The following is a 25,961-nucleotide window of genomic DNA, read 5'->3' on the forward strand; positions in this document are numbered from 1 at the left end:
GGCCGAGCCTACGCCGGTCGTGGCCATGCGCAAGGCCCGAGGGTGACGCGTCAGTTCGCGCGCGCCACCGCCAGCAGGTCCGTGATCCGGCGCACGGCGACGCGGCGGTTCAGGCGCTCGGCCTCCAGCGTGGGGATGCGCAGGTCTGCCTCTCCGTACCCCTGGATGACCATGTTCTCGGGCGGAACCCCGAAATACTCGGACAGGGCCAGCGCCACCGATTCCGCGCGCCGGTCCGACAGCGCGAGGTTGTAGGACGCCGACCCCACCGCGTCGGTATGACCCTCGATCAGGAAGATCTCGCCGGGGTTGCGGGCGATGGTGTCGGACATGATGCGACCGAGCGACAAAAGCTGCGCCGCCTGGTCCGGCGCGATCGCGGCCGAGCCCGAGGCGAAGGTTATCGCGTCGAGATCGACCACCGGCGCAAGCGCGCGCACCGCGCCGATCTGGCGAATCTGCGCCAGCGAGAAGCCCCGGTCGAGCCCCGCCTCGCGCGCCAGCGCACGCGCCAGGGCGTCGGCATCCGCCGCCGATGCGGAGGGTCCGGGCGCGGCGGGAAGGGCCGTTACGGAGACCGGCGCGAGGGCGCGGGTATCGTCGATCAGCGTGGTCACCGTCCCGTCGGGCGCGATGACGCTGCGGCGCAGGATGCGCAGGTCGGCATCGCGCAACGTCACCACGCGGGTGCCGTCGGGCCGGGTGATCGTGGTCCGGGACGAACCATCGCGGAAGCTTTCGGTGACGACCCCGTTCCCCGGCCGGCGAAGAAGCACGTCGTCGTCCCGGATCACCTGGTAGTCGCCCTCGGGGCGCAGCACCACGATCCGGTCGTCGGAGCGGTTCACCACCTGCCGGTTGCCCGAGATGAGCGAGCCGACGAGCAGGCCGGCCGCGCCCGCGATCAGCGCGGTCTCCAGGTTGCTGAGCCCCCCCTCGCGCCGACCGCTCTCGACCGTGACGATCGGGGCGAACTCCTCGTCGGGTGCGCGCGCGGTCTCCTCGGTGATAAGCTCCTCGGTCACGACGGGGACCGGGGTTTCGGCGGCCTGGGTGGCGGTTTCGGTAGCGGGATCGGTTGCAAGCGCCATGGATTGCAGGCGCTGTTCCTCCTCGGACGCCAACCGCGCCACCTCGGCCTCGGCCTCGGCCATGGGATCGGCAGGCGCGACCTCTTCCTCCGCGGCGGCGGCGATCGCCTCGGCCTCGGCCACGGTCTCGGCCTGTTCGGCGGTGATCTCCTCGGGGGCGGTCAAGACGGAAGGCTCGGGCGCGACCTCGGCGGTCGAGGGCACCGTTTCTTCGGAAGCGGCGGGCGTTTCGGCGGCTTCGGCCGCGGCGGCTTCGGCCGCGGCGGCTTCTGCCGCGAGGCGGGCGGCCTCTTCGACGGCAGCCGCCTCCTGCGCTGCGGCGGCCTCCGCTGCAGCAGCTTCCTCGGCCACGCGGGCGGCTTCTTCCGCCGCAGCGGCTTCGGATGCGGCGGCCTCCTCTGCGACAGCGGCTTCAGCGGCAGCCGCTTCCTCCGCGGCGACCGCTTCGGCGGCGGAGGCTTCTTCCGCTGCACGCCTTGCCTCTTCGGCTGCGGCCTCCTCGGCGGCGGCAGCAGCTTCCTGCGCGGCAGCTTCTTCGGCCGCAGCGGCTTCCTGCGCGGCAGCTTCTTCGGCGGCAGCGGCAGCCTCAGCAGCGGCGGCGGCCTCGACAGCGGCAGCTTCCTGTGCGGCGGCCTCGGCGGCAGCAGCAGCCTCCTGCGCGGCAGCTTCTTCAGCCGCAGCGGCGGCCTCGGCAGCAGCGGCAGCCTCGGCGGCGGCGGCTTCCTCGGCAGCGGCAGCTTCCTGTGCGGCAGCTTCTTCGGCGGCGGCAGCCTCCTGCGCGGCAGCTTCCTCGGCCGCAGCGACGGCCTCGGCAGCAGCAGCCTCAGCGGCAGCGGCCTCAGCGGCAGCGGCCTCAGCGGCAGCGGCCTCAGCTGCGGCGGCTTCTTCTGCAAGAATCCGCGCCAGGCAGCTTTCCTCATCCTCGCCGTCGAGGCAGCGCGCGGGATCGATCGCCTGGGCGAAGGCCGCGGACGGAACCTGCGCCAGAACGAGGGCGAGGCTCGCGGCAAGGGCCGTGGTGGAGCGGAAGGTGCGGCGCATCGGGGCCTCGAATCATGTTGCGTGCCAGAAGTGGCACTCTGCAGTAGAGCCCCCCCCCGACGCTTGCAACTCACGTCCGCGCGCGCGTCTCCCCATCGGCAAGCAACCGCATCAGCCGCGCCTTCTCGCCGGCGTCGTCCGGCCGACTGACCGCCTCGGCCAGGCCCGCGAGGGCGGCGATGTTGTGGCCCGCCCGGAACGAATCGACATGCGGCAGCATCGCCCGGATGCCCGCCGCGCGCGGCGCAAACCCCTCCCAGCGCAGCAGCGGATTGACCCAGATGAGCCGCCGGGACGAGAGCTGAAGCCGCTCCATCGCAGCCGAAAGGCGCGCGGGCTCGTCGCGGTCGAGGCCGTCCGTGATCAGGAGCACGATCGCCCCCTGCCCCAGCACCCGCCGCCCCCAGTCGCGGTTGAAGGTCTCGAGGCAGGCGCCGATCCGGGTTCCCCCCTCCCAGTCCTGCGCCTCGGCCCCGGCGGCGGCAAGCGCGGCATCGACGTCGCGCTGCGCGAGGTGCCGGGTGATGTTGGTCAGACGCGTTCCGAAGGTGAAGGCATGGACCCTGGACCAGCCCGCGCCCTTGTGGTTCGCGACCGCGTGCAGGAAATGCAGGACCGCGCGGGAATAGGAGGACATCGACCCCGAGATGTCGCAAAGCGCCACGAGCGTGGGCCAGCGCGGGCGCGGCGCCTTCAGCTCGAAGCCGGTGAGTTCGCCCCCCTGGCGGAGCGACCGGCGCATCGTCCGCCGCCAGTCGGGTCGCCGCCCCGACAGCGCCGGCGCCGCGCGGCGGCTGGGGATCGGGCGCACGGCGAGCGACATGGTGGCCAGCACGCGCCGGGCCTCGGCCATCTCCTCGATGGACATCTGCTCGAAATCGAGGGTCTTGAGCCGTTCCTCCCGGCTCATCGTCAGGCTTGCGTCGATCTCGATCTCGGTCGCGTCCTCATCGGCCGGCGGCGGCTGCGGCAGGTCGCGGGTCTGTCCGTCCAGAAGCGCCTCGGCCGCGCGTTTCTCGGCGGCGACGGCGGGACGTTCCTCGGCCACGCCCGACAATGCGGGCAGCATCAGCGACATCATGTGTTCGAGGAACCGCGGATCGCGCCAGTAAAGCCGGAAGACCTGCGCGAAGACCGCCCGGTGCTCGGGCCGCGAGGTGAAACAGGCGCGCAGCGTGTAGAAGAAGTCGTCGCGGTCGGTGAAACCCGCGGCCTCGACCGCGCGGATCGCGTCGGCCACGCGTCCCGGGCCCGCGGGCAATCCGGCCTTGCGGAGCGCGCGGGCGAAATGGGTGATGTTGCGGACGAGCTGCGGATTGTCCGGCAGCTCCAGCTGGGCGAGCGCGACCATGCGCGCGAGACTAGGCGCGGTGCCGTCCCTTGGCCAGCCGCTTCGGGAGTCCCCGACCCGGAGTTATTCCATTTCGTTCGCAAGAATTGATATAAATCATTGTTTCACGAGACAATCGCAGAGCTCCTTCAGTCAGGGCGGCACGATCCCCGCCTGACTGGAGGCATTCATGACATATCGACGGCAGATTTCACTGGGCGTGGCTGCCCTGATCGGCGGCCTTTCCGCGCTCGCTGCGGCTCCGGCCACGGCGCAGCTCTACAACCCATGCCCCTACACCAACGACGGCGACTGCGACGAGCCGAACGGGCTCAACCTCTGCGCCTGGGGCACCGACACCGCGGACTGCTCGAACCCGAATTCCAATTTCGGCAACGGCACGGGTTATGGCGGCGGGGCCAGCACGACGGGCGGCGGGGGATCGGGCCTCTACAACCCCTGCCCCTACACCAATGACGGCGATTGCGACGAACCGAACGGGCTCAACCTCTGTGCCTGGGGCACCGACACGGCGGATTGCTCGAACCCCAATTCCAACTTCGGCAACGGTCCGGGTTACGTGGCGGGGTCGAGCGCGGGCGGCGCCACGCACCAGCCGGGCGCGAGCCCCTCGTCCTATTCGCCCTGGACCCGCATCACCAACGACCAGCGGCAGTACATCGCCCAGCCGGGCGGCGTCTTCCCGCTGTCGGTGACGAATGGGATGTTCTTCGAGCCCGGCAACTACGTGATCTACCACGGGCTGACCGACGGCTCGGGTCCGACCTCGCCGATCTGGAACGTGCAGGCGGTCTCGGTCACGCTGATGCCCGACGAGCGCTACATCGCGCGGGCCTCGGCCTACGGGATCGAGTCCTTCCAGCCGGGCGGCGGCGCGCTCAACATGTACAGCCCGCCGGAGCGGGGCCGCGCCATGATCTATGCGCGCAACGACGATTCGTCGAACTGGCGCGCGATCTGCGTGCTTCCGGCCAGCTGGCCTCAGAGCTATTGCGGCCAGTAGGCTCGCGACGGCCCGCGGAAACGAAACGGCCTCCGGCGCTGCGGCGTCCGGAGGCCGTCCGCTGGGAAAACCCGTGCCTCAGTAGTTCAGTTCGGTCACAATGAGCTGGGCGGGGTTGTTCGACGACAGGTAATAGCTGCCGGTCCAGATGTCGTACTGGCCCTGCAGCGGATTGTAGAACGTGATCGCGGAGTTGGTGCCGCGATAGTCGTCGTTGTAATGCCAGGTTCCGTCGGGCGCGTTCACCAGAAGGATGGTGTCGACGTTCGACCTCGCCTCGATGGCGATGGTCAGCTGGCCGGTCGGCGAGACGCCGGAATACTGGAACCGGAAATCGGGACGCGACACGACGTAGCCCGGCCAGTTGAAGCCGCAGCTCTGCAGGTTGACGGTGCCGCCTGCGGTCACGTTGCGGACCCAGGGATCGGGCATGAAGTTCGCGGGGATGTTCGCAGACCCGAACACCGTGGGGTTGTTGTAGCTGGGGCAGGCCATCGCGGCGGGCGCGGCGAGGGCCGCGACGGCGAGGCCCAGCGCGACGAAGGCGCCTTTGAAGAAGTTCATCTTGTCTCGTCTCCTGAAGTATTTGGCACGCGGGATCAGTGTAGACCGACGCTGGCCCGATTTGTGGAGAATCTGCGACCCTTTTTGTTCAATCGGCCGCGGCCGCCATCTCGTCGAGGATGCGCCGCGCCGCCGAGCCCTGAAGCTTCTGGATGTCGTCCTGGTATTTCAGGATCGCCCCGAGGGTGTCGGCGATGACCTCCGGCGACAGTTCGATCACGTCGAGCGCGAGCAGACACTTGGCCCAGTCGATGGTCTCCGCGACGCCCGGACGCTTGAACAGGTCCTCCTCGCGCAGCTTCTGCACGAAGGCCACGACCTGCCGGCTCAGCGTCTCGGAGGCCTCCGGCACGCGGGCCGCGAGGATCGCCATCTCGCGCTCGATGTCCGGGTAATCGACCCAGTGATAGAGGCAGCGCCGCTTGAGCGCGTCATGCACCTCGCGGGTGCGGTTCGAGGTCAGCACGACAATGGGCGGCTCGGGCGCGGCGATGGTGCCGAGCTCAGGGATCGTCACCTGGAAGTCGCTCAGCGCCTCGAGGAGGAAGGCCTCGAACGGCTCGTCCGTGCGGTCGAGTTCGTCGATCAGGAGGACGGGCGCGCCCGCCGGATCGGGGCGCATCGCCTGCAGCAGCGGACGCTCGATCAGGTAATCGGCCCCGAAAAGCTCGGCGCGCAGGACGTCCTTGTCGGCGCTGCCCTCGGCCTCGGCGGCGCGGATCGCGACCATCTGGGCGGCGAAGTTCCACTCGTAGACCGCGGAGGCCGCATCCAGCCCCTCGTAGCACTGGAGCCGGATCAGGCGCCGCCCCAGCCCCGAGGCCAGAGCCTTGGCGATCTCGGTCTTGCCGGTCCCCGCGTCGCCCTCGAGAAACAGCGGCCGGCCGAGGCGCAGCGACAGGAAGACTACCGTGGCAAGCGAGCGCCCGCAGATGTAACCCTGCCCGCGCAGCATCTCCTGCACGTCGCCGATGCCGGCGGGTGCCGCCCGGGCGCTCTCCGATGGGGCCATGCCGTCCCTCCTTGCCTTCCGCGCAATGAAGGCCGCCGCCCCGCGCGCGGTCAACCCCCCGAGACGGCCCACGAAAAGCCGCAAGCGCTCCACAGCTTTGCAAAACTCCCTGTTCAGGGGTATGCGGTATGGCCGACTCTCTGCACCGGCCAGCTGCCCGAGGATACCGACACCACATGCCGCCCGAGGCCCCTCCTCCCGGCCCCGAACACGGGCTCGACCGCGACGCCTGGATGCGCCGTCTGGCGCAGATCGGCGCCGACCACGGACTATTCGACCGAATCGGCGCCCATCACCTCGGCCTCTTCATCGAGGAAGGCGAGACCCTGCTGATCGCCTTCGACCGGGCCGAGCGCGCCTGGCGCGAGACATCGGACGGGTTGCCCGCGGGCTTCGACATGGTCCGGCGCCGGTCCTGGTCGCTCCTGTCTATCATGGCCGAGGGCGAGACCTGGTTTCGCGGCGCCCCGCTCCTGCGCTTCTTCCGTACCCTGAAGGACAGCGGAATCCTCGCGGGATACCATCGCGTGATCTTCTACGGCGTAGGACCCGATTGCGGGTTCGCGGCCTGTGCCTTCGCCGGGCTGGTGCCGGGCGCGCGCGTGCTGGCCGCCGCGCCGGTGGCGACGCTGAACCGGGCCGAGGCCCCGTTCGAACGCCGCTTCCGGGCGGCGCGCAGGCTCGACTTCCACGGGCCGGTCGGCAACGGCCCGCGCGGACTTGCGAAGTCAGACGGCGCGCTCGTGCTCTACGACCCGACCGATGTGGCCGAGGCGGCGCAGGCCGCACTCTTTTCGGGGCGGAACACGCTGAGGGTCGGCCTGCCCTACGCGGGCCGCGACTTCGCCCGCATCCTGCTGAACGGCGAGGCGGCGGCGCCGCTCCTGCGCATGCTGGAACGCGAGATGCCCACGGCCGCCGCCGTGCGTACCGCCCTGAAGGAGCCGATCCGCGAGAACCCGGGCACGATGATCCGCTGGTCCCGCGCGGCGCTGGTGCAGGGGCATGCGCGCCGCGCCGCGAGGATCGCGCGCGACGGGCTCGCGGCGACGGGCGACCGGAGGCTTCGCGCGCTTCTGGCCGAAACACGGGCCGAGGCGGAGTTGAACGGCAGGGCCGAGGCCGAGACCGTCTGAGGCGCGCGCGCCGTTGTCAGAGCCCGCCGGCCTCCTCGAGGAAGGCCACCACCGCGTCGAGGCCCTGGCCCGTCCTGAGACTGGCCATCACGAAGGGGCGCCCCGCCCGCGCCGCCGCCGCGTCGCTTTCCAGCAGGTCGCAGTCGACGCCCACGTGGGGCGCCAGGTCCACCTTGTTGACGATCAGCAGGTCCGAGCGCGTGACCCCCGGCCCCTTCTTGCGCGGAATGTCCTGCCCCGCCGCGGTGTCGATGACGTAAAGCGTCAGGTCGGCCAGTTCCGGCGAGAAGGTCGCGGCGAGGTTGTCGCCGCCCGACTCGATGAAGATGATGTCGAGGTCCGGGATGCGGGCCCGGAACTCGGCCACGGCGGCGAGGTTGATCGAGGCATCCTCGCGGATCGCGGTATGCGGGCAACCGCCGGTCTCCACGCCCTTGATGCGGTCGGCGGGAAGGACCTGCTTGCGCAGCAGATACTCGGCATCCTCGGCGGTGTAGATATCGTTCGTGATAACCGCGACGGAGTATTTCCGCGACATCGCGCGCGCCAGCCCTTCGGTCAGCGTGGTTTTTCCCGCCCCGACCGGCCCGCCGATGCCGACCCGCAAGGGTCCGTTTTCGCTTGGCATTCGCCCTCTCCCATCAGGTGCGGAACAGCCGCACCTCCTGCGTTTCATGTTCCATCGCGGCAAGGTCGGCGCCGAAGGCCGCGCCGCCCAGCGCGTCGGCCACCTCGCCCGGGGCGAGCCCGGCGGCCCCCCGCGCGACCGTGCCGATCGACGGGGCGAGGCCCGCGAGCACCCGCTGTCCCTCGGCCTGTCCGAGCGGCACGAACCGCACGGCGACCGAGACGAGCGCGGCCGCGACCGCCTGAAGGTAGAGCGACGCCACGGTTTCGGACGGAACGCGCAACGCGCGCGCCGCCTCGCCCACCGCGACCGGATAGGGCCGGTCGGGCGCGTCGGCCCCCATGGAGCGCCGCGTCCCGGCAAAGGCCGCACCCTGCGCGCGCGTCTCCTCCCAGCGTTCGGCGGACCCCGCCAGCGCCCGCGCCATGTCGGAAAGCGCCGCGAGGTCGGCGCCAGGCCGCATCGCGGCGGCCAGAAGGATCGCGTCCGTCCGCCCGCTGCCGACCTCCAGCACGGTTGCGATCCAGGATGCGACGCCCGCCCCGTCCGTCACCCGGCCGGCCGCGATCTCGGCCTCGAGCCCGTGGGAATAGGCGTAGGACGAGACCGGGAAAGCCGGCGACAGCCATTGCGTCAAGGCCAGGAGATCGGCGGCGTCGGTCATCTGCTCAATGGCCGGAGCCGTGGTCGTGACCGTGCGGATGGGAATGGTCATGGTCATGGTCGTAGCCGTGGTCGTGGCCATGCCCGTGCCCGTGCCTGTGCCCGTGGTCATGATCGTGACCATGATCGTGGCCCGGACCATGCGAATGCCCGTGCGTACGCCCGTGGCCATAGGCCCCGCCCTCCGGCGTGAAGGGCCCGGTCACTCGCTCCACCCCTGCGCCGAGGCGGGCCAGCATGTCCGACAGGACATGGTCGTCCCGGATCAGCAGATGCCCCTCCAAGACCTGGCAGGGCGTGTGGCGGTTCCCGATATGCCAGGCCAGCCGGGGCAGATCGCCCGTGATCCTGAGCAGAGGCTCCGGTGCGGCCTCCACCGCGACGAGGCCGCCCTCTTCCGTTTCCAGCGCATCGCCCGCGTCGAGCGACACGGTCTCGGGCAGATCGACGAGGACGGCGCGCCCCGAGGCACAGACCACGCGCTTGCGGCGCAGGAACCGGCCCTCGTAGTCGAGGATCAGCCGGTCGAGCGGCGCCCCGGTCCAGGCGCCGGCGCGGTGCAGGCGCGATGCGCGCAGGGTCTCGGTCATCGTGCCTCCCATGGATGCGGCCGGGCGGGTCCCCGGCCACGGTCAGAGCGTGAAGAGATCGCGGAACACGATACGGGGGATGTCGGCGCGCGCAATCCCCATCTGCCGCAGCGCGGCGTCAGGCAACCGGTCGAGCGCCACGGCAAGGGACAGCCTGGCCCCAGAAAGGTCGCGCGCGCCGAGCCCCTGCCCCAGGAGGCAGAAATAGGCGTCGAAGCGGATTCCGAGGGCGGGCGAGTAGTTGCAGTTCGCAGGCGAAGCCATTGGTGGACCACCTTTTTCGCGGCGACCAGCCACCGCGCGGCGGCGATGTCCGGGGCCTTGCGGCTCCTCCCCTGAGGCTAGAGCCTAACAGCGAATCCTCCCCGGTCGATGGACCCGGACGCGTCCGGGCAGGGACTTTCGCCGCATTGCGGCATCAGCGCCACAGGCTCAGGGCGCGGCCTCGCCCAGGGCGATGGCGCGGGGCTCGGACAACTGAGGCTCGACCCCCACCACATCCCCGCCGAGGAACATCGAGAAGCCGAGCTCTCTCAGATGCAGGTATCGGTTTATCGAGGGCGCCTCGGCGGCCGGCGCATCGGCAGACGCACGGGTCTCGTAGATCGGTATCGCCCGGTATCGACAGGCGCCGATCATGACCTCGCGCTCGGAGCCAAAGGTCCAGGCGACGAGGTTTTCCTCCGTGCTCCCGTCGGAAAGAACGGCTGTCTCGCGCCCGATCGCATTCGTTCCGGACATCGGCGCGGGGTATCCGCCGCCGATGAATACATAGCTGTAGCTCTCGCGCGTGGTGTCGTCCGGCATGCCGCCCGGACCCTCCATCCAGCTTTCGAAGATCAGGCCGGTCGGCAGGCTGACATAGACCCAGGTCTCGTCGTCGGCCGGATAGCGTTCCGTCTCGCGCAGCCTGCCGTCCGCTGTGCTGCGGTAGGTGATGGACATGTCGTCGAACCGCACCGTCACCCCGGACGCCAGCGCCGAGGGATCGCGTGGACAGTCGGACTGGGCCTGCGCGGCGTCGGCGATCAAGAAGACCACCAACCCCAGACCGCTACTCACGATGCGTCGCATCCGGTTTCCTCCCCCGGCCTTCGGTCAGTACATGAAGTAGCGCTGCGCCAGCGGCAGCTCGTGCGCGGGCTTGCAGGTCAGAAGCTCGCCATCGGCGCGGACCTCGTATGTCTCGGGATGGACCTCGACCTTTGGCGTCGCGCTGTTGTGGATCATGTCGGCCTTGCGCACCTTGCGGATACCCTCGACCGCCAGCGTCTCCTTCGCCAGGCCCAGAGCGCTCCGGATGCCCGCCGCCTCCGCCGCCTGGCTCACGAAGGTGACCGAGGAGCGTTCGAGCGACCGCCCGAAGGCGCCCCACATGGGCCGCGAGTAGACCGGCTGCGGCGTCGGGATCGAGGCGTTGGGGTCGCCCATCTGCGCCACGGCGATGGTGCCGCCGATCAGGACCATCTCGGGCTTCACCCCGAAGAAGGCGGTGTTCCACAGCACGAGGTCGGCGCGCTTGCCCACCTCGATCGATCCGATGTGCCGGGAGATCCCGTGCACGATGGCCGGGTTGATCGTGTACTTCGCCACGTAGCGCTTCACGCGCACGTTGTCGTTGTCGCCCGTCTCCTCGGCCAGCCGCCCGCGCTGGAGCTTCATCTTGTGGGCGGTCTGCCAGGTGCGGATGATGACCTCTCCCACCCGTCCCATGGCCTGAGAGTCGGACGCCATGACGGAAAACGCGCCCATGTCGTGCAGGATATCCTCGGCCGCGATCGTCTCCTTGCGGATACGGCTCTCGGCGAAGGCCACGTCCTCGGGGATCGACTTGTCGAGATGGTGGCAGACCATGAGCATGTCCAGATGCTCTTCCAGCGTGTTCACGGTGTAGGGCATCGTCGGGTTGGTCGAGGACGGCAGGATGTTCTGATAACCCACGACCTTCATGATGTCGGGCGCGTGCCCGCCGCCCGCGCCCTCGGTGTGGAAGGCATGGATGCAGCGGTCGCCGATGGCCGCGAGCGTGTTCTCGACGAAGCCGCTCTCGTTCAGGGTGTCGGTGTGGATCATCACCTGGATGTCCATGTCGTCGGCGACGGATAGACAACAGTCGATGGCGCCGGGGGTGGTGCCCCAGTCCTCGTGGAGCTTGAGCGCGCAGGCCCCGGCCTCGATCTGTTCGACCAGCGCGTCGGGACGCGAGGCATTGCCCTTGCCCGCGAAGGCGAGGTTCATCGGGAAAGCGTCGGCAGCCTGCAGCATCCGCCCGATATGCCAGGGCCCCGGCGTGCAGGTGGTCGCCAGCGTGCCATGCGCCGGGCCCGTCCCGCCGCCCAGCATCGTCGTCAGGCCCGAGTGCAGCGCGTCGTCGATCTGCTGCGGGCAGATGAAGTGGATGTGGCTGTCGAAGCCACCGGCCGTCAGGATCCGCCCCTCGCCCGCGATCGCCTCGGTCCCCGGGCCGATGACGATGTCGACGCCCGGTTGTGTATCGGGGTTGCCCGCCTTGCCGATGGCGTGGATGCGCCCGTCGCGCAGGCCCACGTCGGCCTTGTAGATGCCGGTATGGTCGACGATCAGCGCGTTGGTGATGACCGTGTCCACCGCCCCTTCGGCGCGCGTGCGCTGCGACTGGCCCATGCCGTCGCGGATCACCTTGCCGCCGCCGAACTTCACCTCCTCGCCGTAGACGGCAGCGTTCGGCCCGGACCCGCCGTTCATCGCCGCGCCGACGCGCGTCGCGGTCAGGTCGCGCTCCACCTCGATGATGAGGTCGGTGTCGGCCAGGCGCACGCGGTCGCCGGTGGTGGGGCCGTACATGTCGGCGTAGGTGCTGCGGGGAATGCGGGTGGGCATGGGTCTTTCTCGGCTCCGGCGTCGACGGCGTTCGCGAAAGCCTAGGACGCGGCGCCGGTCGAGGCCAAGGACAAAGACACGGCGCCCCCGCTCCGCGCCCGGGACTGCCACGAGTTTGAGCAGATCGCGCGCAACGGGCAGGCCCCGAAGGGGATTGGACGCGCGCGAAACGCGGAATCCTGCTATCGTGATGCTCTGGCGCGGGACGGCAACTGAACCATTTGAACCGCGCCGCTGGGAGGGAGAACATCATGAAAGTATGTGTTCCGGCCGCAGTTGCGGTCTCTCTGGTCGTTTCCATGGCCCATGCCGAGCCGAGCGTCGAACGGGGCGAATACCTCGTGCGCGGCATCGCGGGATGCGGGAACTGTCACACGCCCATGGGTCCGGACGGCCCTGTCATGGGAATGGAGCTTGCCGGGCAGGTGGTGGAGGACGGCGAGGCGTTCCGCGCCGTCGCGGCGAACATCACGCCGGCCAGCGAAATCGCGGACTGGTCCGACGCTGAGCTTGCCCGCGCCATCCGGGAAGGCATCCGCCCGGACGGGAGCCTCATCGGCCCGCCGATGCCCTTCGCGATGTATCGTGGCCTCGGGGACGACGACCTCATGTCCATCGTCATGTTCCTGCGCACAGTGCCCCCGGTCGAGAACGATCCCGGCACGTCCGAGTACCGCATCCCGCTGCCGCCCGCCTATGGCCCGCCGGTCGAGAGCGTCGCGGCCCCCGCGGCCGGCGTCACGGTCGAATACGGCGCCTACCTTGCCGGGCCGGTGGCCCATTGCATGGAATGCCACACGCCGATGGGGCCGCAGGGGCCGATGGTCGGCACCGACCTCGGCCGGGGCGGGTTCGAGTTCCACGGCCCGTGGGGAACCTCGGTCGCGCCGAACCTGACCAGCCACGAGGATGGCCTCGCCGGCTACAGTGACGCCGAGATCGCGACGATGATCACGCAGGGCGTGCGTCCCGACGGCTCGCGCATGCTGCCGCCGATGCCCTACGGCTATCTTGCGGGCATGACGGAAGACGACCTCGCGGCGATCATCCTCTACCTGCGCAGCCTCCCGGCTCTGCCCGACGCGGGCTGAGGCCCAGGCGCGGTCCGGGTCGCGTCAGGTCACCATGGGGGGCGGTGTGTCATCGCCCCCCGATCAATCCAAGGGCGGCCCGGAAAGATCGAGCCGCATGAGGATGACGCGGCTGTTCCCGGCATCGGGATCGATCGGGTCGGGCACCCTGCGAAACCCGAAGGATTCGTAGAGCGGGATCGCCTCGACATGGCGGTCGAGCGCACCGAGCCGGATCGCGGGATACCCAAGCGCGCGCGCCGTCTCGATCGCCCCGGCACAGAGCGCCCGCCCCGTTCCCGTGCCACGCGCGGCGGCGCGCACATACATGCGGTTCAGCTCGGCGTCGCCGTCCGGACGCGGCCGCACCATCACCATGCCGACCGGGCTTCCGGCGTGGCGCGCCAGCAGGCATTCGCCGTACGGCGGATTGTAGTTCGCCGCGAAATCCGCAAGCCGTGCCGCGACCTCCTGCCTCTCGATATAGGTGTCGATGTCCTCGACCATCTCGGGGTAACGCCCTTTCAGGAAATCGAAAAACTCCCAGACGAGGGCGGCCGTGGCCTCGATGTCGGCCCCGTTTCGGACCTTGGCAATCTCGACCTCGTTCATGCCTTGAACATCTCGTCCACCTCGACGCCGAGGCCTTGCACCAACCCGTTGGTCTGCATCGCCATCCCCACCACGGCGAGAAGTTCGGCGTGCATTTCGGGCGTCATCCCCTTGCCCTTCGCCGCCGCCGTGTGGCTGTGGATGCAGTATTCGCACCCGTTCGCCGTCGAGACCGCGACGTAGAGCATCTCCTTGACCACCGGGTCGAGCGCGCCCGGCGCCATCACGACCTTCAGCCGGTCCCAGAGCGCGCGCAGCCCCGCTGGATCATGCGCCATCGCGCGCCAGAAGTTGTTGACGTAGTCGGTGCCCCTGAGGGCCCGGATCTCGGCGAAGACCTCGGCCGCCTCGGGCGAGAGTTCTTCATCCCTCAGCAGGCGCACGGTTCCCATCAGACCGGCGCCACGACAGGCACGGCCCGGCCCCTGCCGCCCCTGACCATTGGCGCACCCGCGATCGGCGTCGCGCCTTTGGCCGCGCCCCCGACGCGGTCGCGGCGCGACGGCATCCGCTCCTCCACGCCGTTCATCATGCACTCATCGTTCATCTATCGAAGTCTCCCGGTTGCCGACCTGTTGCCCGACGGTTCCCCGCAGGCCTCCGCCCCTAGCCACCCGCCATCGCGGCGAGGTCCTGCGCCCGCCGCTCCGTCAGGCGCGCAAGGCAGCCGTTGCGCAGCATCGCCTCGCCAGAACCGCCCCGCATCTCGCCGGCCTCGACCTCGCAGGTGAGGTCCCGGTAGGTGACCCATGCAAGCTGCGCGGCGCGCATCCGCACCTCGTCCTCTTCCGGCAGCCGCGCGAGAACGGCGGCGTAGGCGCGCTCCATCTCGTCCTGCCAGCCGAGGTATCTCTGCCCGAGGCAGAAGTTGATCTGCTGCTGCGGCATCATCGATATGTCGCCAGCGCAATCCCAGTCCTGCGCCGCCGCCGGCGCGGCGAGGACGGCGAGGAATGCGATGACCCTCACGCCTGCCATCGCCGCCGCCCCCGTTCTTCCAGCCGCGTGCGGTTGTCGCGTGCATGCCGGGCCAGGGGATCGACCGCGGCCGAGACGACCTGCGCCGCGCCCTGTCCGCGTATCGCGGCCTCCGTCGCGCGCCCCAGCGCCTCGGCAAAGGCGCCCGGTTTCTCGCGCATCGCGCGCCAGCCCTCGTCGAAGGGCGTGTTCCAGGCCCCCGCCGCGCCCAGTCCGCGAAGCCAGATGACGCCCTGGGCCTCGATCCCCAGACGGGCCAGGTCCAGCCCCGCGCGCCAGGCATCGAAGGGCGTGACGAACCTCATAGCTTTCCCATGACCCCCTTGTTGAAGCCCCAGACCTCGCGGTCGCCACCGTAGGGCACAAGCTGTACCTCGCGGGTCTGGCCCGGCTCGAAGCGGACGGCGGTGCCGGCGGCGATGTCGAGCCTGTGGCCGCGCGCGGCCTCCCGGTCGAAGTCGAGGGCGGAGTTCGTTTCGGCGAAATGGTAATGGCTGCCGACCTGAACCGGGCGGTCGCCGGTGTTCGACACCGTCAGGGTGATCGCGTCGCGGCCCGAGTTCAATTCGATCTCGCCGGGCGCGGCCAGGATTTCTCCGGGGATCATGCGTCGTCCTCCTTTTCAATCGTACGGCCCTGGATGGCGGCTAGGATGCGCTTGCCGAAGATACCCGCCAGCGCGCCGATCAGAAGCGCGAAAGCCGATCCGCCGCCGCTCAGGATCGCCGCCGCCAGAAGAAGCAGCACAAGCGTCAGGAGGTCCATCTCCGTCTTCGCGACCGGGATCTTCGACAGGGCGACGTTTTCCAGGGCCTGCCGCACGAAAGGCTCGGCAAAAGGCGTCAGCGCGCCTGCGGCCACCCCCAGAAGAAAGCTGAAGATCATCGCACAACCCCTTGATTACCGGATCGGATGATGGACCGTCACAAGCTTCGTTCCATCGGGAAAAGTCGCCTCGACCTGCACGTCGTGGATCATCTCGGGCACGCCCTCCATGCATTGCGCGGCAGTCACCACGTGGGCGCCCGCCTCCATCAGGTCGGCCACGGAGCGGCCGTCGCGCGCGCCCTCGACCACGAAATCGGTGATGAGCGCGATCGCCTCGGGGTGGTTCAGCTTCACGCCGCGCGACAGGCGGCCACGGGCCACCATCGCGGCGAGGCTGACGAGGAGCTTGTCCTTTTCTCGGGGGGAGAGGTTCATCGTTTCATTCTTCCATGGATGTCAGACCTGCCAAACGCGCGGCAGGGGCAGTTGCGTGAGCGCCTCGACCGCGGCGGCGACGGCACGCCTGAGCGGAAAGGCCTGCGGCGAGAGAAAGCGGACGGTCAGGCGCCCGTCCCAGGCCGACGCCGCCGCGCGGACGGGGCCATCGGCGGAAAGGACGGCGCGGATCGCGGCCAGGCGGTCGGCGGCGTCGGCCGACAGCAGCGTCAGGCTTGCCTGCGCCCGGGCACCGTCGAGACCGGCTGGACCCGCGCGCGCAAGGTCTGCCTCGCCGAGAAACACGCCCTCGATCAGGACTGGCCGCCCGCCCCGCGTGACGCGGCGCCGGTCGGCGAGGTGCACATGGCTCAGCGTCTCGCCCATCGCCGCACGACCGAGCACGATCGTCTCCAGCATCACGAGCGTCGCATCCTCGGCCATCTCGACCTCGAGCCGCCGGTCGAGCGCCGCGCCCTCGAACAGGATCAGTTCCTGCGGCAGCCAGTGAAGCCGCGCCCCCGGCCCGAGCGTCAGGCGCGTCTCGACCCGCGCCGCGCCGCCCGCGCTGCGATAGGCCCGTTCCGCCGTCTGCGTCGTGGCGACCGCCATGCACCCCTGAAGCTCCACGGCGTAGTCCAGCCGGTCGCCCCCGGTCAGGCCGCCCGCGGTATTGAGAAACACGATCTCCGGCGCGCGACCATGCATCCGCGGCAGAATCGCCTTTGCCGCGCCCGCCTGCGCAAGGCGCGAAAGCCGCCCCTCCGGCGAGAACTGCACGGCGGCACGGCCCTGGACGCGCTGATGGCGGGGATCGCTGGCGGCGAGGTCGAACATGTCGGGATCGAGCCTAGGCCCGGCCCCGCGCCGCTGGCAAGCGTGCTCGCGCGCCCCGCCCTCCGGCGAAGCCCGGCACCGCCCGCCCTGCCCAAGAATGAGGCACCGCGCGGCCTCGCGCCCTCTTGGCCTCTGCGGGCCAATGGGTGTAGCGGAGGGACATGACCCAACGCCTCACCCTCCGCCGCCCCGACGACTGGCACCTCCACCTGCGCGATGGCGCCATGCTGGAGGGCGTCCTGCCCGAAACCGCGCGCCATTTCGCCCGCGCCATCGTCATGCCGAACCTCGTCCCGCCCGTGGTGACGGGCGACGATGCCCGCGCCTACCGCGACCGCATCCTCGCCGCCCTGCCCGACGGCATGGACTTCACGCCGCTGATGACGCTCTACCTGACCGAGACGACGGACCCCGCCGATGTGCGCGCGGCCCATGCCGACGGCCTCGTGACGGCGGTCAAGCTCTACCCGGCCGGCGCCACGACCAACTCCGCCTCGGGGGTGCGCGACCTCGGGCGCGTCCGCGGCGTGCTCGAGACGATGGCCGAGATCGGCCTGCCGCTCTGCATCCACGGCGAGGTGACGACGCCCGAGGTCGACATCTTCGACCGCGAGCAGGTCTTCCTCGAAACGGTGCTCGATCCGCTGCGCCGCGACCTGCCGGACCTCAAGGTGACGCTCGAACACATCACAACGTCGCACGGCATCGACTACGTGGCGGACGCGCCGGGCGACATCGCCGGCACCATCACCACGCATCACCTGATGATCAACCGCAACCACATGCTCGTGGGCGGGATCCGGCCGCATTACTACTGCCTTCCCGTGGCCAAGCGCTCGACGCACCAGCTGGCGCTTCGCCGCGCGGCGACCTCCGGCAACCCGCGTTTCTTCCTCGGCACCGACAGCGCACCCCATGTCGACGCCGCCAAGGAAACCGCCTGCGGCTGCGCGGGGGTCTTCTCGGCCACCAACACGCTGTCCTGCCTCGCCCATGTCTTCGAGGAGGAGGACGCCCTCGACCGGCTGGAAGGCTTCGCCTCGCTGCACGGCCCCGCGCGCTACGGGCTCGCCCCCAACACGGCGACGATCACGCTCGAGAAGCGCGGGACGCCCGTGCCGGTTCCCGCGAAGATCGAGACCGGTGCGGGCCCCGTCACCGTCTTCGATCCGGGTCATCCGCTCCATTGGCACGTGATCGCCTGACCTTCATCTTTCCCCAAATACGCCCGCCGGAGGCACGGCGCGGCGGGGGGCTCGGATGCCCCACGCCGCGCCACCCCGATCGCCAGAGGAGACGCCAGATGATCCCCAGCACATATCCCGACGACGCGACCATGGCGCGGATGACCGCGCGCATGCTGCTCGACATCCGCGCGGTGCACTTCAACACCGAGACCCTCTTCACCCATGCGAGCGGAAAGCAGGCGCCGACCTATCTCGACTGCCGCAAGATCATCTCGCACCCGCGCGTGCGCTCCACCACGATGGACTTCCTGACCTGCAAGGTGATGCGCGACGCGGGCCTGGAGGCCTTCGACAACATCGCCGGCGGCGAGACCGCGGGCATCCCCTTCGCGGCCCTCGTGGCCGAGCGGATGGGCCTGCCCATGTCCTACGTGCGCAAGAAGCCCAAGGGCTACGGCCGCGCCGCCCAGATCGAGGGCGACATGCCCGAGGGCGCGCGGGTCCTCCTCGTCGAGGACCTCACCACGGACGGGGGATCGAAACTGAAATTCGTGGACGCGATCCGGACCGCAGGGGCAAGTTGCGCACACACCGCGGTGGTCTTCTACTACGGCATCTTCGAGGACACGCTCGACCGGCTGGCCGGCCACGGGCTGACGCTGCACTGGCTCACCACCTGGGCCGACGTGATCGCCGAGGCGCGCCGCGGCGGCGATTTCGACGACGCGACGCTCGCCGACGTGGAGCGATTCCTCGCCGATCCCGAGGGCTGGCGGGCGGCGCGCGGCCTGTCGTGACGCATCTTCCGCGCGTCACGCTTGGGCCGTGGCGAATCCGACACATTCCTGTTACGCTACACGCCAGATGATGCGGCGGGGCGAGTGAAGTGGACCACATCTGGTAGCCGGAACGGCTAACAGGATACTCACAGGACACCCGCGATTGACGCCGCCGCAGTCGGTGAGGGTATACCCGCCGACACACCCTCCGCGAGACGCGGACGGAGGGACGGACAGGCCAGGGGTGAGATCATGAACGAGCAGTTGCCCGTACCGGCGGGCCAGGCGTCGAGTACCGACGAGACCTTCGCGCTTCCGCACAATCTCGAGGCCGAGCAACAGCTGCTCGGCGCGATCCTCACCGCCAACGACGTGCTCGACCGGGTCGAGGACCTGGTCAAACCCGCGCATTTCTTCGATCCCGTGCACCGCGAGATCTTCCAGCTCGCCGCCTCGCGCATCGCCAAGGGGCTCGCCACGGACGCCACGACGCTGAAGAACTTCGCCTCCGACATCGCCGGCCTGAAGGAGCTTGGCGGCGCGGAATACCTCGTGAAGCTGCAGCTGTCGGCCATCGCCACGAGCGCGGCGCGCGACTATGCCCAACTGATCCACGACCTCGCGCTGCGCCGGTCGCTCATCGACCTCGGCGCCTCGATCTCGGACCGGGCGCGCACGATGCGCGACGACCTGAGCCCCGACGACCAGATCGTCAGCGCCGAGAGCGACCTCTTCAAGCTCGCCTCCAGCGGCACGACCAACCGCGGCTTCCAGTCGTTCCTGTCGGCGCTGCACGAGGCGGTGCAGACCGCCAACGCCGCCCATAACCGGCAGGGAAAGCTCGCTGGCCTGTCCACGGGCCTGATCGAGATGGACCGGATGCTGGGCGGCCTGCACCGCTCCGACCTCCTGATCCTCGCCGGGCGGCCTTCGATGGGGAAGACCTCGCTCGCCACCAACATCGCCTTCAATGTCGCCAAGGCCTGGAAGGAGGGAAGGCGCGAGGACGGCACGGTCGGCACCGTCGACGGCGGCGTCGTGGGCTTCTTCAGCCTCGAGATGTCCTCGGCGCAGCTTGCCCAGCGGATCCTGTCGGAGGCCGCCGAGATCCCGTCGGAACTGATCCGCAAGGGCGACCTGACCGAGGAGGAGTTCCGCCGCTACCTCCGCGCCGCCGGCGAGCTGGAGCATTGCCCGCTCTACATCGACGACACCCCCGCCCTGCCGATCAGCCAGCTTTCGGCCCGCGCGCGGCGCCTCAAGCGCTCGCCAAAGGGCCTCGACCTGCTGATCATCGACTACCTGCAGCTGGTGCGCCCCGCGACCGCCAAGGACAGCCGCGTCAACGAGGTCTCCGAGATCACGCAGGGGCTCAAGGCCATCGCCAAGGAGCTCGACATTCCCGTCATCGCGCTCTCCCAGCTCAGCCGCCAGGTGGAAAACCGCGAGGACAAGCGCCCTCAACTTTCGGACCTGCGAGAGTCGGGGTCCATCGAGCAGGACGCGGACGTGGTGATGTTCGTCTACCGGGGCGAGTACTACAAGGAACGCGAGAAGCCGGGCGAGGACAACCTCGAGGCCATGACCAAGTGGCAGCAGGACATGGAGGCGCTGCACGGCAAGGCCGAGGTCATCATCGGCAAGCAGCGCCACGGGCCCGTGGGCAACATCGAGCTGAGCTTCGACGGGCGCTACACGCGCTTCGGGAACCTCGTGAAGCCCTGGCAGCAGGGGGCGGGCGAGTATTGAGGGGGCGTCGGCCTTCGGCCTTCGGCCTTCGGCCCCGACCGCGCCTTCGATGACCATCCGGAGACCGACGTATTCGGGTCCCGCAGCCGCCGTCGGGATCAGGCACGGCAGTCCGCGCCCCGGGCACAGGCAGACCCTCGCCGGACCGTTTAGCAACGTCCGTTTTGCCGTCGCCTCCGGGTTTGGGGTTCCTCCAACCCGTTAAAACCGTTGCAAAACGCGGAACTGTTGTTTCTTCTTGTCTGGCCCGGTGGCCATTTCGCTCAGCTTCCATTTCAGAGCATTGGCAAGCCAATCCTGGAGACGGCGCGTTGACCTACTACCGCTTCGGCGAATTCGTGCTGGCCCTGGACGAGCGCATGCTGACCCGGAACGGAGAGGAAGTGAACTTGGGGGCGCGGGCCTTCGACCTGCTGCGCCTGCTCGTCACACACCGGCACCGTGTCCTGACGAGGGAAGAGCTTCTCGATGCGGTCTGGCCGGATGTCGCCGTCGAGGAAGGCAATCTCACCGTTCAGGTCTCGGCCCTGCGAAAGGCGGTCGGTCCCAAGGCGCTCGCCACGATACCGGGGCGGGGATACCAATTCGTGCTTTCGGTGGAGGAAGGCGCGGCCGTTGCCGCGCCCCGGGCCGGGACACCCGCCAACCCGAACCCGAGAATACTCGTGCTTCCTTTCGTGAATACCTCGAACGACCCCGACCAGGAGTATTTCTCGGACGGGATCACCGAGGACATCATCACCGATCTCTCCAAGGTTGCCGCCCTGTCCGTCGTGGCCCGAAACACGGCCTTCACCTTCAAGGGCCGCGCCATCGACGTGGCGGAGGTCGCACAGCGCATGAACCTGACCCATGTGGTCGAGGGCAGCGTCCGGAAGTCCGGCAGCCGCCTGCGCATCAGCGCCCAGCTGGTCGATGGCGCGACCGGGCACCCGATCTGGGCGGATCGCTTCGACCGCGACCTCACCGAAATATTCGCGCTTCAGGACGAGATCGCCCAGGCCGTGGTCGCCGCGCTCAGGATCAGGCTGATCCCGTCCGAACGCGAGGCGATCACGTCGCGGCCGACCGACAATCCGGCAGCCTTCGAATTCTACATGCAGGCCCGCTACCACCACGCGCGACTGGACCGCAGCAACTACGCGATTGCCAGCCGCCTGGCCCGACAGGCGCTGGAAATCGATCCCGAGTACGATCGGGCCTGGGCGCTTCTTGCGATCAGTCTGACCGGGCTCCACGGTCTGTCGGCCTCGGACGATCACGGGCTGGAGGCGGCGGAGCGGGCGCTCGCGCTCAACCCCGATCTTGCAGATGCGCTGGCGGCCAAGGCCCGTGTCCTCGCCGGTCTCGGGCGCTTCGACGAGGCGTTCGTCCTGCACGAACGATCCCTGGAACTGGACCCGGATTCCTACGACGTGCGGTTCCTCTACGGCCGTTCCTGTTTCCAGACCGGACGCCACCACGACGCGATCGTGCATTGGGAACGCGCCACCGAGCTTTCGGAAACGGCGCTTTCTGCGGTCACCAACCTGGACATGAGCTATGTCGCAACCGGGCAAGAGGAAAAGGCGCTGGAGTCGAACCGGCGCACGCTCAGCCGGGCGGAAGCCATCCTCGCGGAGAATTCCTCGGATACCTATGCATTGATGTGCGGGGTGCTTGCCCTGGCGCGACTGGGCGAGGTCGAGCGCGCGAAGCAATGGGCCATTCGCGTCAAGGCGGTCGACCCTGACGATCCCAGCATCGACTTCAACATAGCTTGCGCGATGACGAACCTCGGCGAGCACGAGACGGCGCTCGACATGCTCGAGGTTTGTCTTCCCCGGGTGGATGCGGCGGTATTCTCGGTCTGGATGAAACGAGACACCGACCTCGACCCCCTGCGCGAAATCCCGCGTTTTCAACGCCTCATGTCCGATCTGGAGGCCCGTGCGGCGGCCGTGCGGCCCTTGCCGAGACCAACGGGGTCATAGACACCCCGGTGCAAGTCCCGAGGTTCTCGACACCCTCGGAACGATCGGGATTGGTTCACGCATGGCACCTTCGCCCGATGCCGTTCCGGTCACCGCAAAAGGCCGGTGCCTCCGCATGTGGGCGTCAGGCCCTCTCGCGGCGAATGACTGCTGCCGACCTTCGCCGGCCCCCTGATATTCCCCCCAATCCCGCTTGACCCCGCCCCGGCGGCGTCCCAGACAGTCCTCCATGGGAACCGGAACCCTCCACATCGACCTCGACGCGCTCGCCGCCAACTGGCGCGCGCTCGATGCCATGACCGCCTGCGAGACCGCCGCCGTGGTCAAGGCGGATGGCTACGGTCTCGGCGCCGTCCCCGTCGCCCGGCGTCTGGCCCGTGAAGGCGCGCGGCGTTTCTTCGTCGCCGTCGCCGAGGAAGGCGCCAGCTTGCGCAATGCGCTCGGCGAAGGCCCCGAGATCTGCGTCTTCTCCGGCCACATGGAAGGCGACGCCGCGATCCTCGCCGGCGCCCGCCTGACGCCGATGCTGAACAGCCCCGAGCAACTCTCTCGCCACCGCCACGCGCTCCCCGGTGCGCCCTACGGCGTGCAGCTCGACAGCGGCATGAACCGGCTGGGGATGGAGCCCGCCGACTGGGCCGCCGTCCGCGCCGAGGCCGAGGCCGGCCCACTGCGCATCGTGATGAGCCACCTCGCCTGCGCCGATGAGCCAGGCCACCCGGCCAACGAGGCGCAGCTGCGCCGGTTCCGCGAGATGACCGAGGGTGCCGGTGCCCCCCGCTCCCTCTCGGCCACGGGCGGCATCCTCCTCGGCGCCGACTACCATTTCGAGCTGACGCGTCCCGGCGTCGGCCTCTATGGCGGGCTGCCCTTCGCGGACGCCACGCCGGTGGTGAGCCTGTCGCTTCCGGTGATCCAGGTCCGCGACCTCGCCCCGGGCGAGACGGTGGGCTACGGCTGCAGCTTCACAGCGACGCGGCCGACGCGGATCGCGACGGTCGCGGCCGGCTATGCCGACGGTCTGATCCGCGCCATGTCGGGCCGCGCGACCCTGTTTGCGGGCGCGACGCCCTGTCCGCTGGCCGGCCGCGTGTCCATGGACCTCCTGACGGTGGACGTGACAGACCTCGCCGAGGTGCCCGGATCGCTCGACATTCTCGGGCCGTCGCAGGGCGTCGACGACCTCGCCGGGGCGGCCGGCACCATCGGCTACGAGATCCTGACCTCGCTCGGATCCCGCTACGACCGCCGCCACACGGGCGAGGCATGATCCGCGCCGCGACACGCCCCCTCGCCTTTGTCGGCCGCACCGTCCTGGGCCTGCTCGGCGCGATCGGCCGCGTCGCGATCTATTTCGGGGCGACGCTCGGCCATGTCCTTCGCCCGCCCTGGTATCCGCGCGAACTGCTGCACCAGCTTCTGCACATCGGCTGGCTCTCGCTCCCCGTCGTGGGACTGACGGCGCTCTTCACCGGGGGCGCGCTCGCGCTGCAGATCTACGCCGGCGGCTCGCGGTTCAACGCCGAGGCGGTGGTGCCCTCCATCGTCGCCATCGGCATGACGCGCGAGCTTGGCCCCGTCCTTGGCGGGCTCATGGTCGCGGGTCGGGTCGCCGCCGCCATCGCCGCCGAGATCGGCACGATGAAGGTGACCGAGCAGATCGACGCGCTGGTGACGCTGTCCACCAACCCGATGAAATACCTCACGGTCCCGCGCGTCCTCGCGGCCACGCTCTCGCTCCCCGTCCTCGTCGCGGTGGGCGACTCGATCGGCATCTTCGGCGGCTACCTCGTGGGCACCACGCGGCTCGGCTTCGACCCGGCGACCTACATCCGCAACACCGCCGACTACCTCGAAGCCTGGGACGTGATCTCGGGCCTCGTGAAGGGGGCGGTCTTCGGCTGCATCGTCGCGGTGATGGGTTGCTATCACGGGATGAATTCCGAACGCGGCGCGCGCGGCGTGGGACGCGCCACGACCCGCGCCGTGGTCTCCGCCTCGATCCTGATCCTCGCGGCGAACTACCTCCTGACGGAAGCGTTCTTCTCGGCATGATCCGGCTCGAGGGCGTCACAAAGGCCTTCGGCGCCAAGCAGGTCCTCCGGGGCATAGACCTCGATGTCGAGACGGGCGAGAGCCTTGTCGTCATCGGCGGGTCCGGCACCGGCAAGTCGGTCCTCCTCAAGTGCATCCTCGGCCTCGTCCGGCACGATGCGGGCCGCATCCTCCTCGATGGCGAGGACGTCACGCGCACCGACCGGGACGCCTTCCTCGCGCGCTTCGGGATGCTGTTCCAGGGCGGCGCGCTCTTCGATTCGATGCCGGTCTGGCAAAACGTCGCCTTCCGCCTCCTGCGCGGTCCCGGCCGCCTGCCGAAAGCCGAGGCGCGCGCCGTCGCCATCGAGAAACTCGCCCGCGTCGGCCTCGACGCCGACACCGCCGAGCTCTATCCCGCCGAGCTCTCGGGCGGCATGCAGAAACGCGCGAGCCTCGCCCGCGCCATCGCCGCCGAGCCCGACATCATCTTCTTCGACGAGCCCACGACGGGCCTCGACCCGATCATGTCGGGCGTCATCAACGCGCTGATCCGCGAGATCGTGACCGAGATGGGCGCGACGGCGGTGACGATCACCCATGACATGAGTTCCGTGCGGGCCATCGCCGACCGCGTGGCGATGCTGCACGCGGGCAAGATCCGCTGGCACGGGCCGGTCTCGGAGATGGACGCGGCCGGGGACTCCTATCTAAGGCAGTTCATCACCGGCGCCGCGGACGGCCCGATCGGAACGCTCCGGTGACGGCCGGGCTACTCATCGGCTCGCTTTTCGCGGTCTGCCTCTTCCTCCTGCCGCTCAGCACGCTGGCGGCGGGGGCGCTGCGCTGGCGCAACGGGGCGCGCGGCCGACCGCTGCACATCGCGACCGCGGTGTTCTCCGCCGTGGCGCTCGCGGCCCTCGCGGCGCTGGCCCTGGGCTCCCATGCGGCCGCGGCGATCCTCGCGGTCCCGCTGGCTGCCCTGGTGGCCGGGCCCGCCTGGCTTGTCGGCGCGCTGCTCGCCCGCGCCCGGCCGCCGGCCGCGGATCTGGGGGTGATCGCCGCGACGCTCCTCTTCGTGGCCGCCTCGGCGCTCGTCACATCGACACCGGGCGCCAGGATGCCCGGTTTCTTCGCGATGACGATCCCCGGACCCGACGATCCGCCCGGGCAGACCCGATGACCCCCATCGCCGTCGTCGAGGCCGTCGCCACCCTGTTCTGGACCTATGCGGGCCTCGCCGGGATCGAGTGGGCCGTCCGCCTCGCCCGGACCGAGCGGCGCGAGCATATCCCGCTTGTCGCCGAACTGACCGGCCACCTCGTGCCCGCGATGATCATGCTTCTCGTCGTGGTCCTCGCCGGCGCCTTCTTCGGGTTTCCCACCGTCGTCGTCGTCATCGCCATCCTCTTTCCCGCGGGCCTCGCCGTCGGTCTGCACATGGGGCTGAACGACCTGCGCGAGGCGACGTGGCGCGGCGAGGCGACGCGCTTCGCCCTCACCGCGCTGATCGGCGGCGCGGTGATCTGGATGCGGCAATTCGGGTGAAGCCCGTTTCCTCCCGACCCTTCATCCTGGCAGGAAAACTCTCGGGGGGCGCC

At 69.6% G+C, this 25,961-nt stretch carries 31 protein-coding genes; 12 read left to right on the forward strand and 19 right to left on the reverse strand.

The window, feature by feature from the left end:
• Window positions 1-50: 50 nt before the first annotated feature.
• Both N8I71_RS17945 and N8I71_RS17950 read right to left on the reverse strand, forming a co-directional pair.
• Window positions 51-2,132 (reverse strand): OmpA family protein, encoded by a 2,082-nt coding sequence (locus N8I71_RS17945; protein WP_262879401.1) that lies wholly within the window; start codon window positions 2,130-2,132, stop codon window positions 51-53.
• Window positions 2,133-2,202: 70 nt separating this feature from the next.
• Window positions 2,203-3,483, reverse strand: coding sequence for a vWA domain-containing protein (locus N8I71_RS17950; protein ID WP_262879402.1), 1,281 nt, complete (start codon window positions 3,481-3,483; stop codon window positions 2,203-2,205).
• Between the two features lie 169 nt (window positions 3,484-3,652).
• Here N8I71_RS17950 and N8I71_RS17955 point away from each other — a divergent pair, with 169 nt between their 5' ends.
• Entirely contained in the window at window positions 3,653-4,486 is an 834-nt protein-coding gene (locus N8I71_RS17955) for a hypothetical protein (protein ID WP_262879403.1), read from the forward strand.
• 78 nt (window positions 4,487-4,564) lie between these two features.
• Here the strand turns inward: N8I71_RS17955 and N8I71_RS17960 are convergent, their stop codons facing one another.
• A complete protein-coding gene (locus tag N8I71_RS17960) occupies window positions 4,565-5,050 on the reverse strand; it encodes a peptidase S1 (protein ID WP_262879404.1) in 486 nt (161 codons plus the stop codon).
• An 88-nt stretch (window positions 5,051-5,138) separates the two neighbouring features.
• Window positions 5,139-6,062, reverse strand: coding sequence for an AAA family ATPase (locus N8I71_RS17965; protein WP_262879405.1), 924 nt, complete (start codon window positions 6,060-6,062; stop codon window positions 5,139-5,141).
• 176 nt (window positions 6,063-6,238) lie between these two features.
• Between N8I71_RS17965 and N8I71_RS17970 the strand changes: the two genes are divergently transcribed.
• On the forward strand, window positions 6,239-7,198 hold the full coding sequence (locus N8I71_RS17970) for a hypothetical protein (protein ID WP_262879406.1): 960 nt from the start codon (window positions 6,239-6,241) through the stop codon (window positions 7,196-7,198).
• Window positions 7,199-7,214: 16 nt separating this feature from the next.
• Here N8I71_RS17970 and ureG read toward each other — a convergent pair whose 3' ends face one another.
• From ureG to ureC, 6 genes are all read right to left on the reverse strand, one after another.
• On the reverse strand, window positions 7,215-7,826 hold the full coding sequence (gene ureG, locus N8I71_RS17975) for an urease accessory protein UreG (RefSeq protein ID WP_262879407.1): 612 nt from the start codon (window positions 7,824-7,826) through the stop codon (window positions 7,215-7,217).
• Between the two features lie 13 nt (window positions 7,827-7,839).
• Window positions 7,840-8,490 carry an urease accessory protein UreF gene (locus tag N8I71_RS17980; RefSeq protein ID WP_262879458.1) on the reverse strand — a complete coding sequence of 217 codons (651 nt, stop codon included), beginning with the start codon at window positions 8,488-8,490 and terminating at the stop codon, window positions 7,840-7,842.
• Window positions 8,491-8,494: 4 nt separating this feature from the next.
• Window positions 8,495-9,079: an urease accessory protein UreE gene (locus N8I71_RS17985; RefSeq protein WP_262879408.1), complete on the reverse strand. Its 585-nt coding sequence runs from the start codon at window positions 9,077-9,079 to the stop codon at window positions 8,495-8,497.
• Window positions 9,080-9,121: 42 nt separating this feature from the next.
• Window positions 9,122-9,343, reverse strand: coding sequence for a hypothetical protein (locus N8I71_RS17990; protein WP_262879409.1), 222 nt, complete (start codon window positions 9,341-9,343; stop codon window positions 9,122-9,124).
• 168 nt (window positions 9,344-9,511) lie between these two features.
• Window positions 9,512-10,153, reverse strand: coding sequence for a hypothetical protein (locus N8I71_RS17995; RefSeq protein ID WP_262879410.1), 642 nt, complete (start codon window positions 10,151-10,153; stop codon window positions 9,512-9,514).
• Between the two features lie 24 nt (window positions 10,154-10,177).
• Window positions 10,178-11,938, reverse strand: coding sequence for an urease subunit alpha (gene ureC, locus N8I71_RS18000; protein WP_262879411.1), 1,761 nt, complete (start codon window positions 11,936-11,938; stop codon window positions 10,178-10,180).
• A 251-nt stretch (window positions 11,939-12,189) separates the two neighbouring features.
• On the opposite strand from ureC, the gene N8I71_RS18005 reads away from it, so the two are divergent.
• On the forward strand, window positions 12,190-13,029 hold the full coding sequence (locus N8I71_RS18005; protein ID WP_262879412.1) for a cytochrome c: 840 nt from the start codon (window positions 12,190-12,192) through the stop codon (window positions 13,027-13,029).
• Window positions 13,030-13,092: 63 nt separating this feature from the next.
• Here the strand turns inward: N8I71_RS18005 and N8I71_RS18010 are convergent, their stop codons facing one another.
• From N8I71_RS18010 to N8I71_RS18050, 9 genes are read right to left on the reverse strand one after another with little or no spacing between them, the layout of a single operon-like run.
• Window positions 13,093-13,620 carry a GNAT family N-acetyltransferase gene (locus N8I71_RS18010; RefSeq protein WP_262879413.1) on the reverse strand — a complete coding sequence of 176 codons (528 nt, stop codon included), beginning with the start codon at window positions 13,618-13,620 and terminating at the stop codon, window positions 13,093-13,095.
• On the reverse strand, window positions 13,617-14,012 hold the full coding sequence (locus N8I71_RS18015) for a carboxymuconolactone decarboxylase family protein (protein WP_262879414.1): 396 nt from the start codon (window positions 14,010-14,012) through the stop codon (window positions 13,617-13,619). The genes N8I71_RS18010 and N8I71_RS18015 overlap by 4 nt, the downstream gene beginning before the upstream one ends.
• Window positions 14,012-14,167 carry a hypothetical protein gene (locus tag N8I71_RS18020; RefSeq protein ID WP_262879415.1) on the reverse strand — a complete coding sequence of 52 codons (156 nt, stop codon included), beginning with the start codon at window positions 14,165-14,167 and terminating at the stop codon, window positions 14,012-14,014. The genes N8I71_RS18015 and N8I71_RS18020 overlap by 1 nt, the downstream gene beginning before the upstream one ends.
• A gap of 59 nt (window positions 14,168-14,226) precedes the next feature.
• On the reverse strand, window positions 14,227-14,589 hold the full coding sequence (locus N8I71_RS18025) for a lysozyme inhibitor LprI family protein (RefSeq protein ID WP_262879416.1): 363 nt from the start codon (window positions 14,587-14,589) through the stop codon (window positions 14,227-14,229).
• Complete coding sequence (locus tag N8I71_RS18030; RefSeq protein ID WP_262879417.1) at window positions 14,586-14,903, reverse strand: hypothetical protein; 318 nt, start codon at window positions 14,901-14,903, stop codon at window positions 14,586-14,588. The genes N8I71_RS18025 and N8I71_RS18030 overlap by 4 nt, the downstream gene beginning before the upstream one ends.
• Window positions 14,900-15,205: an urease subunit beta gene (locus N8I71_RS18035; RefSeq protein ID WP_262879418.1), complete on the reverse strand. Its 306-nt coding sequence runs from the start codon at window positions 15,203-15,205 to the stop codon at window positions 14,900-14,902. The genes N8I71_RS18030 and N8I71_RS18035 overlap by 4 nt, the downstream gene beginning before the upstream one ends.
• Window positions 15,202-15,483 carry a hypothetical protein gene (locus N8I71_RS18040; RefSeq protein ID WP_262879419.1) on the reverse strand — a complete coding sequence of 94 codons (282 nt, stop codon included), beginning with the start codon at window positions 15,481-15,483 and terminating at the stop codon, window positions 15,202-15,204. The genes N8I71_RS18035 and N8I71_RS18040 overlap by 4 nt, the downstream gene beginning before the upstream one ends.
• Before the next feature lie 15 nt (window positions 15,484-15,498).
• Window positions 15,499-15,801 (reverse strand): urease subunit gamma, encoded by a 303-nt coding sequence (locus N8I71_RS18045; protein WP_262879420.1) that lies wholly within the window; start codon window positions 15,799-15,801, stop codon window positions 15,499-15,501.
• Window positions 15,802-15,822: 21 nt separating this feature from the next.
• A complete protein-coding gene (locus N8I71_RS18050) occupies window positions 15,823-16,638 on the reverse strand; it encodes an urease accessory protein UreD (protein ID WP_262879421.1) in 816 nt (271 codons plus the stop codon).
• Window positions 16,639-16,799: 161 nt separating this feature from the next.
• Here N8I71_RS18050 and pyrC point away from each other — a divergent pair, with 161 nt between their 5' ends.
• From pyrC to N8I71_RS18095, 9 genes are all read left to right on the forward strand, one after another.
• Entirely contained in the window at window positions 16,800-17,843 is a 1,044-nt protein-coding gene (gene pyrC, locus N8I71_RS18055; protein ID WP_262879422.1) for a dihydroorotase, read from the forward strand.
• Window positions 17,844-17,941: 98 nt separating this feature from the next.
• Window positions 17,942-18,622, forward strand: a complete 681-nt coding sequence (locus N8I71_RS18060) for an orotate phosphoribosyltransferase (RefSeq protein WP_262879423.1) — start codon at window positions 17,942-17,944, stop codon at window positions 18,620-18,622.
• Between the two features lie 234 nt (window positions 18,623-18,856).
• Window positions 18,857-20,353 carry a replicative DNA helicase gene (locus tag N8I71_RS18065; RefSeq protein ID WP_262879424.1) on the forward strand — a complete coding sequence of 499 codons (1,497 nt, stop codon included), beginning with the start codon at window positions 18,857-18,859 and terminating at the stop codon, window positions 20,351-20,353.
• A 311-nt stretch (window positions 20,354-20,664) separates the two neighbouring features.
• Entirely contained in the window at window positions 20,665-22,326 is a 1,662-nt protein-coding gene (locus N8I71_RS18070) for a winged helix-turn-helix domain-containing tetratricopeptide repeat protein (RefSeq protein ID WP_262879425.1), read from the forward strand.
• A gap of 229 nt (window positions 22,327-22,555) precedes the next feature.
• Window positions 22,556-23,596 (forward strand): alanine racemase, encoded by a 1,041-nt coding sequence (alr, locus tag N8I71_RS18075; protein ID WP_262879426.1) that lies wholly within the window; start codon window positions 22,556-22,558, stop codon window positions 23,594-23,596.
• A complete protein-coding gene (locus N8I71_RS18080) occupies window positions 23,593-24,381 on the forward strand; it encodes an MlaE family ABC transporter permease (protein WP_262879427.1) in 789 nt (262 codons plus the stop codon). Before alr ends, N8I71_RS18080 begins: the two co-directional genes overlap by 4 nt.
• The gene (locus N8I71_RS18085) at window positions 24,378-25,124 is read left to right on the forward strand and encodes an ABC transporter ATP-binding protein (protein ID WP_262879428.1); all 747 of its coding nucleotides are present in this window, start codon (window positions 24,378-24,380) and stop codon (window positions 25,122-25,124) included. The genes N8I71_RS18080 and N8I71_RS18085 overlap by 4 nt, the downstream gene beginning before the upstream one ends.
• A complete protein-coding gene (locus tag N8I71_RS18090; protein ID WP_262879429.1) occupies window positions 25,121-25,543 on the forward strand; it encodes a hypothetical protein in 423 nt (140 codons plus the stop codon). Before N8I71_RS18085 ends, N8I71_RS18090 begins: the two co-directional genes overlap by 4 nt.
• Window positions 25,540-25,908, forward strand: coding sequence for a hypothetical protein (locus N8I71_RS18095; protein WP_262879430.1), 369 nt, complete (start codon window positions 25,540-25,542; stop codon window positions 25,906-25,908). The genes N8I71_RS18090 and N8I71_RS18095 overlap by 4 nt, the downstream gene beginning before the upstream one ends.
• Window positions 25,909-25,961: the final 53 nt, after the last annotated feature.

Origin of the sequence: Roseicyclus sediminis, assembly GCF_025515305.1 — a bacterium.
Lineage (GTDB): Bacteria > Pseudomonadota > Alphaproteobacteria > Rhodobacterales > Rhodobacteraceae > Roseibacterium > Roseibacterium sediminis.